10 protein-coding genes are annotated in these 14,473 nt (G+C 54.7%); 4 read left to right on the forward strand and 6 right to left on the reverse strand.

Annotated features, from left to right (window positions below):
- Nucleotides 1–139: 139 nt before the first annotated feature.
- Together ACRQU7_RS11930 and ACRQU7_RS11935 are read right to left on the reverse strand one after the other, a co-directional pair.
- Complete coding sequence (locus ACRQU7_RS11930) at nucleotides 140–2,764, reverse strand: valine--tRNA ligase (RefSeq protein WP_444641075.1); 2,625 nt, start codon at nucleotides 2,762–2,764, stop codon at nucleotides 140–142.
- 129 nt (nucleotides 2,765–2,893) lie between these two features.
- Nucleotides 2,894–3,385, reverse strand: coding sequence for an LURP-one-related family protein (locus tag ACRQU7_RS11935; RefSeq protein ID WP_038324755.1), 492 nt, complete (start codon nucleotides 3,383–3,385; stop codon nucleotides 2,894–2,896).
- A gap of 161 nt (nucleotides 3,386–3,546) precedes the next feature.
- On the opposite strand from ACRQU7_RS11935, the gene ACRQU7_RS11940 reads away from it, so the two are divergent.
- Complete coding sequence (locus ACRQU7_RS11940) at nucleotides 3,547–4,653, forward strand: DUF3810 domain-containing protein (protein ID WP_444641077.1); 1,107 nt, start codon at nucleotides 3,547–3,549, stop codon at nucleotides 4,651–4,653.
- A 52-nt stretch (nucleotides 4,654–4,705) separates the two neighbouring features.
- On the opposite strand, the gene ACRQU7_RS11945 is transcribed toward ACRQU7_RS11940, so the two are convergent.
- The 3 genes from ACRQU7_RS11945 to ACRQU7_RS11955 are packed head-to-tail and all read right to left on the reverse strand — an operon-like array spanning nucleotide 4,706 to nucleotide 7,869.
- Nucleotides 4,706–6,406, reverse strand: a complete 1,701-nt coding sequence (locus ACRQU7_RS11945; RefSeq protein ID WP_444641079.1) for a PASTA domain-containing protein — start codon at nucleotides 6,404–6,406, stop codon at nucleotides 4,706–4,708.
- A gap of 48 nt (nucleotides 6,407–6,454) precedes the next feature.
- Nucleotides 6,455–7,195, reverse strand: coding sequence for a YebC/PmpR family DNA-binding transcriptional regulator (locus ACRQU7_RS11950; RefSeq protein WP_444641081.1), 741 nt, complete (start codon nucleotides 7,193–7,195; stop codon nucleotides 6,455–6,457).
- Nucleotides 7,196–7,233: 38 nt separating this feature from the next.
- Nucleotides 7,234–7,869 carry a flavodoxin family protein gene (locus tag ACRQU7_RS11955; RefSeq protein WP_444641083.1) on the reverse strand — a complete coding sequence of 212 codons (636 nt, stop codon included), beginning with the start codon at nucleotides 7,867–7,869 and terminating at the stop codon, nucleotides 7,234–7,236.
- A 310-nt stretch (nucleotides 7,870–8,179) separates the two neighbouring features.
- Here ACRQU7_RS11955 and ACRQU7_RS11960 point away from each other — a divergent pair, with 310 nt between their 5' ends.
- Genes ACRQU7_RS11960 through mscL form a run of 3 tightly spaced genes read left to right on the forward strand, consistent with a single transcriptional unit; the run spans nucleotide 8,180 to nucleotide 12,786 of the window.
- The gene (locus ACRQU7_RS11960) at nucleotides 8,180–11,074 is read left to right on the forward strand and encodes an acyl-CoA dehydratase activase-related protein (RefSeq protein ID WP_444641085.1); all 2,895 of its coding nucleotides are present in this window, start codon (nucleotides 8,180–8,182) and stop codon (nucleotides 11,072–11,074) included.
- Nucleotides 11,075–11,083: 9 nt separating this feature from the next.
- Nucleotides 11,084–12,382, forward strand: a complete 1,299-nt coding sequence (locus ACRQU7_RS11965) for a 2-hydroxyglutaryl-CoA dehydratase (protein ID WP_444641087.1) — start codon at nucleotides 11,084–11,086, stop codon at nucleotides 12,380–12,382.
- Nucleotides 12,379–12,786 carry a large-conductance mechanosensitive channel protein MscL gene (gene mscL / locus ACRQU7_RS11970; protein WP_444641089.1) on the forward strand — a complete coding sequence of 136 codons (408 nt, stop codon included), beginning with the start codon at nucleotides 12,379–12,381 and terminating at the stop codon, nucleotides 12,784–12,786. The genes ACRQU7_RS11965 and mscL overlap by 4 nt, the downstream gene beginning before the upstream one ends.
- Before the next feature lie 79 nt (nucleotides 12,787–12,865).
- Here the strand turns inward: mscL and ACRQU7_RS11975 are convergent, their stop codons facing one another.
- Nucleotides 12,866–14,470 carry an MBL fold metallo-hydrolase RNA specificity domain-containing protein gene (locus tag ACRQU7_RS11975; protein WP_444641091.1) on the reverse strand — a complete coding sequence of 535 codons (1,605 nt, stop codon included), beginning with the start codon at nucleotides 14,468–14,470 and terminating at the stop codon, nucleotides 12,866–12,868.
- Nucleotides 14,471–14,473 lie beyond the last annotated feature (3 nt).

A 14,473-nucleotide genomic window follows, 5' to 3' on the forward strand; every position in this document is an offset into this window, starting at 1 on the left:
TACAGCAATTCCATTTCAGTCTGCGAGACAAAACACGTTTTTCCCCGCCTTCGACGGGGGAAAAACGCAAACTTGTTGCAGAATCAATTGGAAATGTTGTAAGAAAGATGGAAAAGGCGGACAAACGTCCGCCTTACGATTATTTTAAAGCTTCGATACCGGACTGGATCAGCGCAATATGGTCGCGCAGCTTGTCGGCGTTCTGTCTGACGCCTTCCACTACGTTCGCAGGAGCCTTCGACATAAATTTCTCGTTGGCAAGCTTCTCCTGTGCGTTCTGATACTGCTTCTGTGCGGATTCCAGCTCTTTGGTCAGGCGCTCAAGCTCCGCCTTTTTGTCCACCAGTTCGGACATGGGGATGTATAGCTTCGCATTGGCCGTGACAATGGTCGCCGCGCCGTCGAGTTGATAATCGGCCCCGATTTCCACCTCCGTGGCGTAGGCGAGCTTTTTGATGATTTCCCTGCCATCTTCAAACATGGCGGCGTCGCCGGTGGCAATATAGAGATGGGTTTTGCGTGAAGGCGGCACGTTCATTTCGGAACGGCGGTTGCGGACGGCACGCACTGCTTCCATAATGCTGCGCATGTTCTCCGCGGCCTGCGGGAAGCAATGGCTTTCCTCGTACTGCGGCCAGCGGGACACCATGATGGATTCGCCCTCGTGCGGAAGCGTCTGCCAGATTTCCTCGGTAATATACGGCATAAACGGATGCAGCAGCTTCAGGGTGCCGCTCATGACCCAGACAAGCACCTGACGCACGCCCTGTGCGGTTTCCCGATCGTCGGAGTTCAGGCGGATTTTCGCGATTTCAATATACCAGTCGCAGAATTCATCCCAGAGGAAATCGTAAAGCTTCTGTACGGCGATCCCGAGCTCGAAGTGCTCCAAGTTTTCCGTGATCTCCTTCGTCACGCGGTTGAAGGAATCGATGATCCACCGATCTTCCATCGCAAGGTTCGCGGGAAGCTCATTCTTTACGTCATGACCGTCGATATTCATGAGGATAAAGCGCGAGGCGTTCCAGATTTTATTGGCAAAATTGCGGCTGGACTCCACCTTCTCGTCGGAAAAACGCATGTCGTTTCCGGGGCTGTTGCCCGTTGCGAGCGTAAAACGGAGCGCGTCTGCGCCGAATTTTTCAATAATTTCAAGCGGGTCTATCCCGTTGCCCAGCGACTTGCTCATTTTTCTGCCCTTTGCGTCGCGGACAAGTCCGTGAATCAGGACGGTATGGAACGGGACCTCCCCCATCTGCTCAATGCCGGAGAAAATCATGCGGGCTACCCAGAAGAAAATGATATCGTAGCCGGTGACAAGGGTATCGGTCGGATAGAAGTATTTCAGGTCCTCGGTTTTGTCCGGCCAGCCGAGGGTGGAAAACGGCCAGAGCGCGGAGCTGAACCAAGTGTCAAGGGTGTCCTCGTCCTGTTTCAGATTTTTGGAACCGCATTTCGGGCAGGTGTGCGGCTCTTCGCGGGAAACGACCGTTTCCCCGCAGTCCTGGCAGTACCACGCGGGAATGCGGTGGCCCCACCAAAGCTGGCGGGAAATACACCAGTCCTTGATGTTTTCCATCCAGTGGTCGTAAATCTTTTCAAAACGGTCGGGAACAAATTTTACTTTTCCGTCCTTTACTTCCTGAAGAGCGGGCTGAGCCAGCGGTTTCATTTTTACAAACCACTGCTTGGAAACGCGCGGCTCCACAACTGTGCCGCAGCGGTAGCAGGAGCCGACATTGTGCTTGATCGGTTCTACCTCGACAAGGAAGCCCTGTGCCTTGAGGTCCTCCACAATCTGTTTGCGGGCCTCCATGGCGGGCATACCGGCGTATTTCCCGGCGTTTTCATTCATATTGCCGCCGTCATCCATGACATTGATGATCGGCAGATCGTGGCGCAGACCGACTTCAAAGTCGTTCGGGTCGTGGGCCGGGGTGATTTTCACCACGCCGGTTCCGAAATCGCGCTCAACATAAGTATCCGCAATTAGCGGGATTTCGCGGTTCACAAGAGGGAGAACCAGTGTCTTCCCCACCAGACCCGCATAGCGTTCGTCTTCGGGATGTACCGCGACCGCGGTATCGCCCAGCATTGTCTCCGGACGGGTGGTAGCCAGCTGAATGTAGCCGCTGCCGTCCTTGAAAGGATAACGCAGGTGCCAGAAGAAGCCGTCGTGCTCGCTGAACTCCACTTCCGCGTCGGAAATAGAGGTGCGGCAGTGCGGGCACCAGTTGATGATGCGTTCCCCGCGGTAGATCAGGTCCTTTTCGTACAGTCTTACAAAAACCTCCCGGACGGCTTTGGAGCAGCCCTCGTCCAGGGTAAAACGCTCGCGTTCCCAGTCGCAGGAGGAACCCAGCTTTTTCAGCTGTTCAATGATTCTTCCGCCGTATTTTTCCTTCCATTTCCACGCGCGTTCCAAAAAGGCCTCGCGGCCGATTTCGTCTTTGGTAATGCCCTCTTTGCGCATTGCCTCAACGATTTTCGCCTCTGTGGCAATGGAAGCGTGGTCGGTTCCCGGCAGCCAGAGCGCCGAATAGCCCTGCATCCTTCTCCAGCGGATCAGGATATCCTGCAGGGTTTCGTCCAGAGCATGTCCCATATGGAGCTGGCCGGTAATGTTCGGGGGCGGAATCACAATGGTATATGGCTGCTTCTCGGGGTCCGGCTCGGCGTGAAAATAGCCGCCGGAGAGCCAGAAGTCATAAATTCTGTCCTCCACTTCCTGTGGGTCATAGGTTTTTGCAAGTTCCCTGCTCATATATTTTCCTCCTGAATTTTATCCCTTAAAATGATGGCATACCCCTTCATTCCCCGCGGCGCGCCTGGTGCGCCGCCACGGAAAGCAACCTGTTTATTATGGCATTCCATGGGTCGTTTGTCAATTTTTTCAGCTTGCTGGAACTGGTTTGACGGAACCGCCGATCACGGTGCTGTCAAGGATGACGGCAATGCAAAGGCACAGCAGGACATTGGACTGATTGGCGATATCGACGGCGAAACAGTCGCCGTTTTCGTTCCAGCACCGGCCGTGCGTCATTACGACAGTAGAGTCCACATCGATCAGGTCATAGGAACGCGTCAGAAGATCGCCGCGAAAGCTCCAGCCGACGCCTTTGATTTTAATGGGCTGCTTCGACGAGGCAAGATTCAGCGTCACACGCGCGCGCTCCTTGTCCCCGATAAAAACGGAGTACCTCGACATGGCCGAAATCCCCAGACTGAAGATACGGGCCGCCTCGTTTTGGTTGTTGTCAATCAGGTAGACCTTGCTGCCGATGGACAACGAATCACCGGTAACACTGTAGACAGACTGACCAAGAGCATCTATTACGGTAAAAAGAGCTTCCGTACCGGTGCTCTGTTTAATGTAAAATTTCATGCGCCGGCCTCCCTGTTTGAAATCGATTATTAATGCTTATCATATCATTTTTGTACCGTATAGGCAACCGCCTTTCCGTATAAATATGGAAAAGGCAGAGCGGATTTCCATTGACGTACCTGTGCGGATATACTACAATAAACGGGATCGGAGGTGCTGTTTTGAAAAAATTCCTTCCTCTCAGGCGAATCCGGCTCCTTGCGTTTGCGCCGGCTGCCTTGCTGCTTACCCTTGCCGCGCAAAACCGTCCGGATTTTGCGGAATGGTACGCAAACACCATTTATCCCGTCTTGTCACGCGGGGTAAACCGCGTCACTTCCCTTGTCCCGTTTTCCGTTATGGAGGCCCTGATTGTCCTTCTTTGCGCGGGCACCGTTTTTTATATGATTTTCTTTATTACCAAAATCATACATAACCGCGGAAAACGAAGAAAAATATTTTCTCTTTTCGCAATTAACCTGATATGCATTGCCAGCGTGCTGTATTTTGTGTTTGTGGTCTCCTGCGGAATCAATTATTACCGTTATCCCTTCGCGCAGACCTGCGGGCTGGAAATCCGTCCTTCGTCCAAGGCCGAGCTGACGGCGCTCTGTGCCGACCTTGCCGATCGGGCAAACGAGCTGCGCAAAGGAGTCCAAACCGACCGGAACTCCGTTATGCGGCTGAACACGGAGGATATTAAGGCAACGGCAAAAAAGGCGAGAACGGCGTTTGACGCGGTCAGCGGGGACTATCCGCTTCTGCGCGCGGGGTACGGTCCGCCGAAGCCGGTGTTTTTCTCCCGGCTGATGTCCTACTGCGACACTACGGGCATTTTTTTCCCGTTTACCTTTGAAGCGAATGTCAACGTGGATATTCCGGACTATTCCATCCCGCTGACAATGTGCCACGAGCTTTCCCATCTGCGCGGATATATGCGCGAGGACGAGGCGAATTTCATCGGCTACCTTGCCTGTGAAAAAAGCGGGGACGCGGATTTCCGGTATTCGGGGACGATGCTCGCCTATATCTATGCTTCCAACGCGCTTTACGGCACCGACCCGTCGGCGGCAAATCAGATTTACGGGACCCTGAGCGACGGCGTCAGACGCGATCTGGAAAACAATTCCGCGTACTGGAAGCAGTTTGAGGGACCGGTCGCTACCGCTGCCGACCATGTCAACGATTCTTATCTGAAGGCCAACAAACAGACGGACGGCATAAAAAGCTACGGCCGGATGGTCGACCTGCTGCTCGCCGAATACCGCACAAAAAAAGGAGCCGGCTGAAAGGCTCCTTTTTTAATCGATACTCAAAACGGCTGTTCAGACAGCGCCGCGCTCAGGGAGCCGAATCGGAAGCAGTTTCTGAAGCGCCGTCCGGCGCAGGCCCTTTGCTGACGACAATGGAGACCTGGGACCCGTAGGCCATCTGACTGCCCTCCTGCACATCCTTGTAGCCGATGACCATCCCTTTTTCCACGCCGGAGCTGTATTCCTCCGTTTTGGTGGGCGTAAAGCCGGCCGAGGTGACCGCTTCCGAAGCTTCCGCAAGCGTTTTCCCCGCGATCGGCGGAAGAGTGCGCACGGCAGCCCCTTCGCTGACAACGACTACGATCGCCGTCCCCCTTGCCATTTTCGTGCCCGCGGCGGGCGACTGGGAAATGATGCTGCCCTCGGGAATGGTATCGCTGAACTGCTTACTGGACAGAAGCACCTGATAATCCTGACTGGAGGAGGATTCGCCCGAATTGGTCTGCTCCTGAAAAACCTGGCCGACCAGATTGGGCGCTTCGATCAGATTCGGGTCGGCGGAATCGGCAGAATCCACGGAATCCAATGTCATTTCCAGCGAGCCCGCGGTTGCGGACTCAACCTGAGAGGTTTCCGAAGCGAGCGTTTCCGTATCACCCCGTCCGGTGTTGGAAATCCAGATAATCCCGACGATGGTGAACACGATCAGGGCGGCCACACAGGTCAGAATGACCCATACGAAATTGGGAACGCCCTTTTTGCCGTCCTCCTCCTCCGGCTCAGGGGCGGACCTGTGAATCCTCTGGGTATCCTCTATGGTGGCCGTGACGGTCGGCGCGGCGGAAAGCTCAGCGCGGAGCCGCTCAAAGGTGGGGGTGCGTTTGTCCGGGGAAACCTGCAGCGCGTTGGCCATCGCCGTTACCACATGGGGCGGCAGGCTGCGCATAATGCTGGTCGGAATCAAAAGCCGCATATCGTTGCGCCTTTTTAAGGCCTCCTGCGGCATGGTGCCCGTCAGGGCAAAAAACAGGGACGCGGCAAAGCCATAGACATCCGTCGACTCATTGGGGACATAGTCCATCACATACTGCTCTATGGCGGCGCAGCCGGGAACGAGGTCCGGCGGCAAATCCGTGTCCATCCGGCGGACGGCGCTGATGCAGAAGCTGCCGAGCTTCATCCTGCCGTCCTGCATGATATTCAGGGTGTCGGGAGAAATGCCAAGATGCCGGATTCCCGCCGCCTGCATCGAGCTGAGCGCGGACAGAACGGGCATAAAGAGCTGCCTTGCGGCGTTCCAGCTGAGGTTGCCGCCGCTGCGCTCGACAAAATAGCGGAGCGTAATGCTTTCGCTCCACTCGGAAACGGTATAGGCCGTATGATTTTCCTCAAAGATATCGTAAATCTGTACAATGGCGGAAAGCTCGCGCATGTGCGCAATCTCTCTGGAATAATTCAGAAAAGCGGCGAGACATTCGTCAAAGATGATCTCGCTGCCGCCGATCACACGGATATCCGTCCCGTTGGCGGGTCTTTCGCACAGGGTCTGCGGAAAAAACTCGCGCAGTTCAATCGGTATGTTCAGAACCGTATCGTAGCCGATATAGGTGATTCCCTCGCCGTTGCTCTTTTTCGCGCGGCCGACGATATACCGGTTCTGCAGTCTGGTCCTGTACGGAAGCGCATGGCGCATTTGTGGCTCGGAAGAACTGAAGCCGCAGTTGGAACATTCGGTTTTGCCGTTTGTATCGGACATGCAGTTCATGCATAGATTGTCAAAGCCAGTCATCTTGCTTCCTCCATGTTTCACAAATATGGAAAAACTTTCTATATATTCTTAGTCGTCCATATCCGGATTATCCCAGTTGTGCCAAACATTTTGCACGTCGTCGTTGTCCTCAAGGGCATCGAGCAGACGCTGCATTTTTGTAATGGATTCTTCGTCGGTCAGCGTGGTATAGGTGTTCGGCACCATCTCCACTTCCGCGGAAACGAACTCATAGCCTTTCTTTTCAAGGTCGTCGCGCACGCCGCTGAAATCCTCCGGCTCGGTATAGATTTCAAAGACGTCCTCGTCGGCCTGAAAATCGGACGCGCCCGCTTCCAGGCTGTCCTCCATGACCTTGTCTTCCTCAAGGCCTTCCCTTTCGACGACGATCAGACCCTTTTGGGCGAACATAAACGAAACACAGCCGGTAGTGCCGAGGTTGCCGCCGAATTTGTCGAAATAATGGCGGACGTCGCCGGCGGTACGGTTGCGGTTGTCGGTCAGCGTTTCCACAATGACCGCGATGCCGTTCGGGCCGTATCCTTCGTATGTAATGTTTTCATACTTGGTATCGTCCCCGTCTCCGGCAGCTTTTTTGATAATGCGTTCAATATTGTCATTAGGCACATTGTTGGCCTTCGCCTTGGCAACGCAGTCCTTTAATTTCGAGTTGGTGTTGGGGTCCGGGCCGCCGCCCTCTTTTACCGCTACGGCAAGCTCACGGCCGATTTTTGTAAATACCTTCGCTTTTGCGCCGTCTGTCTTTTCTTTTTTACGTTTGATATTATTCCATTTTGAATGGCCAGACATATTTTTTCCTCCCAAATAATAGGTTACATTTTATAATATCACAATTCACATTCTATGGCAAGCGCCAGCTCCCGGGCGGAATTCCGCGCTTTTTCAAACGTTTCGCGGCCTTCGTCAAAATCCGTTCCCGGCCAGACAGCCATGCCCGCGATTGAGGTATTGATGACGGAAAACGCCAGCTTTAGCTGGCGGGCAATGATTTGTGCGCCCTCGCAGTCCTTTGAGCCGCAGGTAACCAGCACGGCGGCCAGCTTATGCTTTTCGACCGGGTTCCTGATCCCGAGGGAAAACCGGGCCGCGAAATACCGCTGCGTCCGGTCGACAATCGCCTTGAGCGGCGCGGGCAGGCTGAGGTTGTAAACCGGCGTGGCGACGACGATCACGTCCGCGGCGCGGATCAGCGCGTCGATATCGTCAAAGTCCGGCTGCGAGCATCTTTCTTCCCCGACGCAGACGTTGCAGGCAATGCAGGGCGCAATGTTCCGCTCGTAGGCGCTGACGGTCTCGATCCGCGTATTCCCTTCCAGCGGTTTCAGAAATTCGTTCAGAAGCTTCGCAGTGGTTCCGTCCCTGTTGGGGGAACCGAAAAAGACAAGCACCAGCTTCCGCTCCTCCGCATTTTCCCGCACAGCCTCCGCATGCAAACCGACCACCCCTTTCGCAGGAACAATCACAAAGGTCCAGACACCCGGACAATGTTAAGCCTGCTTTAAAAGTTTATAAAATATCGTTTATCATCTGATTTCAGGAATAACAATATTTAGCATTCTATTATAATAATTGTACCATACAGCCCCGCCGGTGGGAAGAGCAAACCTGTCGAAATCCGTGCGCCGCCGCGGGAGGGATGAAAATTTTCACCGACGGAAAGGCGCGGAACACCCAAAGATTTATAAAGTCTGTCGCTTGACAATGTGGACTATTTTAGGCTAAAATGTATTATTATCGTTCATGGAATAATATAATCAGAAACGGTGGCATTTTATGAAAATCGGCTTAGATGTCGGCTCCACCACGATCAAATGCGTGGTGCTGGACGACGGCAATCAAATCATATATCAATCTTATGAGAGGCATTTTTCCCAGATTACGCAAAAAATGTCGGAGCTTCTCACAAGAATCAATCAGGAACTCCTCAAAGGCGCGAAGGCCCGGCTTACGGTTTCCGGTTCCGCCGGAATGGGAATTTCACAGTCCTGCAAGCTGCCGTTTATTCAGGAGGTTTACGCGACCCGCGTGGCGATTGGGAAGCTGATTCCCGACGCGGACGTCATCATTGAGCTCGGCGGAGAAGACGCGAAAATGCTGTTTTTATCCGGTGGCATGGAGGTCCGCATGAACGGCTCCTGTGCCGGAGGAACCGGCGCTTTTATCGACCAGATGGCGACTCTTTTGAATATCTCGCTGGACGAAATGGATCAGCTGGCGGAGCAGTACGAGAAAATATATACCATTGCCTCGCGCTGCGGCGTGTTCGCAAAGTCGGACGTGCAGCCCCTGCTGAATCAGGGCGCGCGCAAAAGCGACATTTCGGCGAGCATCTTCGCCGCCGTGGCGAACCAGACGATCGCGGGGCTGGCACAGGGCCGAAAAATCGCCGGCAAAGTGATTTATCTGGGCGGGCCGCTCACCTTTTTGCCGCAGCTGCGCGCAAGCTTTGACCAGGCGCTGAAAACACAGGGCGTATGCCCCGAAAATTCCCTTTATTATGTGGCAATGGGGGCAGCGCTGAGCAGCGACACCGAAATCGACCTAAAAACCGCTCTGGAAAGCATCGCCGCCTACGGCAATACGGCGAACTTTCTTTCCATTCCCCCGCTGTTTGAAACACAGGCGGATTACGACGCCTTTACCCGCCGCCACTCCGAATGCAAAGCGCCGCGCGGCAGCGCGGAAACCTACACGGGCGACGCCTACCTGGGGATCGACGCGGGTTCCACCACGGTAAAGGCCGTTTTGCTTGGCAAGGACGGCGAGGTGCTGGATTCCATTTACCGCAGCAATTCGGGCAACCCGGTGCCGATTATCCGGGAATACCTGCTCAGCGTTTCCGACCGCTTCCCGAAAATCCGGATCGCCGCGGGCGCCGTGACGGGTTACGGCGAGGAGCTTTTGAAAAACGCCTTCAATATTGACTTCGGCATCGTGGAAACGGTGGCGCACTTTACGGCTGCCAAATGTTTTCTGCCCAACGTCGATTTTGTCATCGACATCGGCGGACAGGATATGAAATGCTTTAAAATCCGCAACGGAGCAATCGACAACATCTTTCTGAACGAAGCCTGTTCCTCCGGCTGCGGTTCTTTTTTACAGACCTTCGCCAACACGCTCGGCTATGAAATAGAGGATTTCGCAAAGCTGGGCCTGTTTGCGAAGCACCCGGTGGATTTGGGTTCCCGCTGCACCGTGTTCATGAACTCGCAGGTCAAGCAGGCGCAGAAGGACGGCGCGACCACCGAGGATATTTCCGCCGGCCTTTCCGTCAGCGTGGTGAAAAACGCGATCTACAAGGTCATCCGCGCGGCTTCAGCCGAGGAGCTGGGCCGAAATATTGTGGTACAGGGCGGCACCTTCCTGAACGACGCGGTGCTGCGTGTGTTTGAAAACGAGCTGGGCGTCAACGTTTCCCGCCCGGATATTTCCGGCCTGATGGGCGCTTACGGAGCGGGAATCTACGCCAGAGCCCATTCAAACGGGCAGAGCGCGATCATCGGCAGGGAGGAATTGGAAAACTTCCAGCACGACGTCAGGGTCACCTCCTGCGGGCTGTGCAACAACCACTGCCGGCTGACCATCAACATTTTCGGCGGAAACCGGCGCTTTATCGGCGGAAACCGCTGCGAAAAGCCGGTGACGAAGCGCACGTCGGAGGATGAGCTCAACATGTACGCCTATAAGCTCGGGGTGCTGCGCTCTTACCAGCCCATACCGGGCAGAAGGGGCAAAATCGGCATTCCGATGGGGCTGAATCTCTATGAGCTTCTCCCCTTCTGGCACACCTTTTTTACCAGGCTCGGCTTTGAGGTAACGCTCTCTCCCCTTTCCAGCAGAGAGCTTTACATCGAGGGCCAGAGCACCATTCCTTCCGATACGGTGTGTTTCCCCGCAAAGCTGATGCACGGGCATGTGCAGGCTTTGATCGACGAGGGCGTCAGAAATATTTTTTACCCCTGCATGTCGTATAATTTCGACGAGGGTCTGGGCGACAATCACTACAACTGCCCCGTCGTTGCCTATTATCCGGAGGTCATTTCCGCAAACATGAGCATGCCGGAAGGCTTCCACTTTATCCACGACTATGTGGGAATCCACAGAAAACGCGACTTCCCGAAAAAGATGCACGGGATTCTTTCCGGATATTTTGACGATATCTCCCTTTCCGAGGTGAAAGAAGCGGCAAAAGAAGCGTACCGCGAATACGACGGCTATTTTGCGAAAATACACGAAAAGGGCGACCAGATCATTGCCGAAGCGCAGAAGCAGCAGAAGCCGATCATCGTCCTGAGCGGAAGGCCCTACCATCTTGACCCGGAAATCAACCACGGCATCGACAAGCTGATCGTCAGCCTGGGCGCGGCGGTCATTTCGGAAGACGTGCTGAGCGATAAGGTCAAGCGCTTCCACACCACGGTTCTGAACCAGTGGACCTATCACGCAAGGCTGTACGCGGCCGCAGAATACATCGGCGACAAGCCCGACATGAACCTTGTCCAGCTCGTTTCGTTCGGCTGCGGCGTAGACGCCATTACCACCGACGAGGTGCGCAGCATTCTGGAAGCGAACGACAAAATTTACACACAGATCAAAATCGATGAAATTACGAATCTCGGCGCGGTAAAGATCAGGCTGCGCAGCCTCTTTGCCGCTCTGGAGAAATGAGGTGATTCTTTGGCAGAACTGAAATTCAGCAAGGACGGACGCTTGCTTTTCACGAAGGAAATGAAAAAGGAATATACCATTCTCTGCCCCATGATGGCTCCGATCCATTTTCAGCTGATCGTAAACGTGCTGAACAACTGCGGATACCATATTGAGCTTTTGACGAACGACGGCCCGAACGTTGTGCAGGAGGGCCTGAAATATGTCCATAACGACACCTGCTACCCCGCTTTGCTGGTCATCGGCCAGTTTATCGATGCGCTTCACTCGGGGAAATACGACCTGGACCGCACCGCGCTGATTATTACCCAGACGGGCGGCGGCTGCCGCGCGTCCAACTATATCCACCTTCTGCGCAAGGCGCTGAAAAAGGCCGGGCTGGAACGGGTGCCGGTTGTTTCGCTCAATATGTCCGGGCTGGAAAGCAACCCCGGATTTACGCTGACCCTGCCGATGCTGCGGAAATTTATCGCGGGACTTGTCTACGGCGACGCGCTGATGCAGCTGGACAACCAGACGAAGGCATATGAAACGGTCCCCGGCGAGAGCGGCAGGATGGTCAAAAAATGGACGGACGCCCTGACGGAGCAGTTCAATCAGGGGCAGGGCCTATCGCTGAAACAGCTGAAAGAAAACCTCCATCAAATCGTTCACGATTTCGCACAGATCGAAATCGACCGCAGGCCGAAAATCAAGGTCGGCATTGTCGGGGAAATCTATGTGAAATATTCCGCGCTGGGCAACAATCATCTGGAGGATTTCCTCGCGGAACAGGATTGTGAGGTAAACGTGCCGGGCATCCTGAATTTCGGCCTTTTCAAGGTCGACAACCGGCTGGAGGATATCAAGCTGTACGGCGGGAACAAGGCAAAGTACGTGGTCGTCAAGGCATTGATGGACTATCTGCTGAAAATGCAGGACATCCTGATCCGCGCGGTGAAAACCGAGCCCCGCTTTCTGGCGCCGGAGCCCTACGCCCACACGAAAAGCCTGGTGAAAAACGTCATCGGCTACGGCAACAAGATGGGCGAAGGCTGGCTTCTGACCGCGGAAATGCTGGAGCTGGTCGAACAAGGTTATGAGAATATCGTCTGCACACAGCCGTTCGGCTGCCTGCCGAACCACATCTGCGGCAAAGGCATGATTCACCGGATTAAAGCGGTGGACGAACGGTCCAATATTGTCCCCATCGATTATGACCCGAGCGCGACGCGTGTCAATCAGGAAAACCGGATCAAGCTGATGCTGGCCGTCGCCAGGGAGAAGCTTGCCGCACAAACGAATGAAGAGACGGAGAACAAATCATGAAAAAATTAGTCAGTGAATTTAAAGAATTTGCCATGCGCGGAAACGTCATGGATATGGCGGTCGGCGTTGTCATAGGCGCTGCGTTCGGGAAAATCGTGTCCTCGCTGGTAGCCGACATCATTACGCCCGTGCTTTCGCTGGTTATCGGCAGAATCAATTTGACGGCTTTGGCGGTGACCATTCCCGCGGCGATGGGAAGTCCCAAACCGATTATCATTACTTACGGAAATTTTCTGCAGACGGTGCTGGATTTCATCGCTGTCGCTTTTTCCATTTTCCTTGTCATTAAGGCATCCAACCGCCTGAAGCGGAAAAAGGAAGAGACCCCGCCCGCCGCCCCGGAAATCAGCCGGGAAGAAGCGCTGCTAACGGAAATCCGCGACCTGCTGAAAAAGAAAAACTGACAGAAAAACACCGTGTAAAACACATCCCCAGCCGACAATGCTGTTGGCTGGGGATTTTTTATTATCCTGTTAAAGGGGATTACCGGTTCCATTTCTCGCTCAGCGCGTTGATCTGGTCGGCAAATTTGGCAAGGTCCTTGTTCGCGCCGCCCTCGTTTCTCTGTATCACCTGTACCAGCCGTTTTCCGGCCTCCGTCAGGCGGGCAAACGGAGCGGAGAATTTCTTTCCCCTGTCCTCCCTGCGCGGGCTGCGCAGCTCCGGCGCGACGCCCTCTTCCAGAATGCTGTTTTCCGCCAGGTCAAAGGAGGCTTCAAAATTGGGGACAATCGAGTTGTAGCCCAGCTGCCGCAGGGTGTCGCCGAACATCTCGCTGACCTGCAGTTCCCCGTGCACCACAAACACGCGCTTCGGTTTGGGGTCAAACGCCTGAATCCACTGAATCAGGCCCGCCCGGTCTGCGTGCGCGGAAAGCGCCCGGAAATTGTAAATATGCGCCTGTACCGTGATTTCTTCGCCGAAAAGCTTCACCTGATCGATCCCGTCGACCAGCATTCTGCCCAGGGTGCCGTTGGCCTGATAGCCCACAAACACGACCGCGCATTCCGGCCGCCACAGATTATGCTTGAGGTGGTGGCGGATTCGTCCGGCTTCGCACATCCCGCTGGAGGAAATGATGACCTTGGGTACGTTGTCCATATTCAGCGCTTTGGATTCCTCCACGCTGGCGCAGATATTCAGGTTGGAAAAACGAATCGGCTCAAATCCGGCCCTGATGACCTTGACGGCGGCATCGTCGGCGTAACCGTCCAGATTGCCGCCGTAGATTTTGGTTGCTTCCGCCGCAAGCGGGCTGTCCACATAAACCGGGAAATCCGGGTTGCTTCTGACAAGGCCGCGTTCCTTCATCTCACGGATATAGTAAAGCAGCTCCTGCGTGCGGCCGACCGCAAAGCTGGGGATGACCACGTTGCCCCCGGCGGAAAGGGTTTTATCGAAAACCTCGGCGAGCTTCGGGACATAGTCGTCCATCTTCTCGTGATCGCGGTCGCCGTAGGTCGATTCCATCACCACATAATCCGCTTCCCGGATATACTGCGGGTCACGGATGATCGGCTGGTTTTTGTTGCCGATGTCCCCGGAAAAGACGATTTTTTTCGTTTTGCCGTGCTCCGTCAGCCACATTTCCACCGCTGCGGAACCGAGCAGGTGACCGGCGTCCGTAAAGCGGAACCGGACCCCTTCGCAAAGCTCCACCATTTCCCCGTAGGAAAACGGGACCAGCCGGTTCAGCGTTTCCTGCGCGTCCTCCACGGTGTAAATCGGCTCTTCCGGTTCGCGCCCGGCACGCCTTCCCTTCCGGTTCTCGTTGATCGCGTCCATCTCCTGTATGTGGGCGCTGTCGCGCAGCATGATGGAAAGCAGCTTGCAGGTTGCCCCGGTCGCGTACATTTTCCCGTCGTAGCCGTTTTTGACCAGAAGCGGCAGCCGTCCGCTGTGGTCAATATGCGCGTGCGTTACGATGACATAATCGATCTGGGACGCATAAAAAGGCAGCCTGTGGTTGTCGTCCTCGTCGGCGCCCTGCTGCAGGCCGCAGTCAATCAGTATTTTTCTTCCGTTTACAAGTAAGCAGTGGCAGCTTCCGGTGACCTCTTTGTCCGCACCGTAAAATATCAGTTGCATCCT

Origin of the sequence: Caproiciproducens puteiluti, from assembly GCF_052442865.1 — a bacterium.
Taxonomy (GTDB): Bacteria; Bacillota; Clostridia; order Oscillospirales; family Acutalibacteraceae; genus Caproiciproducens.

Bases quoted from the DNA above. Each gene is read 5' to 3' on its own strand.
- ACRQU7_RS11930 (WP_444641075.1), bottom strand. From the start codon at position 2,764: ATGAGCAGGGAACTTGCAAAAACCTATGACCCACAGGAAGTGGAGGAC.
- ACRQU7_RS11960 (WP_444641085.1), top strand. From the start codon at position 8,180: ATGAAAATCGGCTTAGATGTCGGCTCCACCACGATCAAATGCGTGGTG.
- ACRQU7_RS11935 (WP_038324755.1), bottom strand. From the start codon at position 3,385: ATGAAATTTTACATTAAACAGAGCACCGGTACGGAAGCTCTTTTTACC.
- ACRQU7_RS11945 (WP_444641079.1), bottom strand. From the start codon at position 6,406: ATGACTGGCTTTGACAATCTATGCATGAACTGCATGTCCGATACAAAC.
- ACRQU7_RS11975 (WP_444641091.1), bottom strand. From the start codon at position 14,470: ATGCAACTGATATTTTACGGTGCGGACAAAGAGGTCACCGGAAGCTGC.
- ACRQU7_RS11950 (WP_444641081.1), bottom strand. From the start codon at position 7,195: ATGTCTGGCCATTCAAAATGGAATAATATCAAACGTAAAAAAGAAAAG.
- mscL (WP_444641089.1), top strand. From the start codon at position 12,379: ATGAAAAAATTAGTCAGTGAATTTAAAGAATTTGCCATGCGCGGAAAC.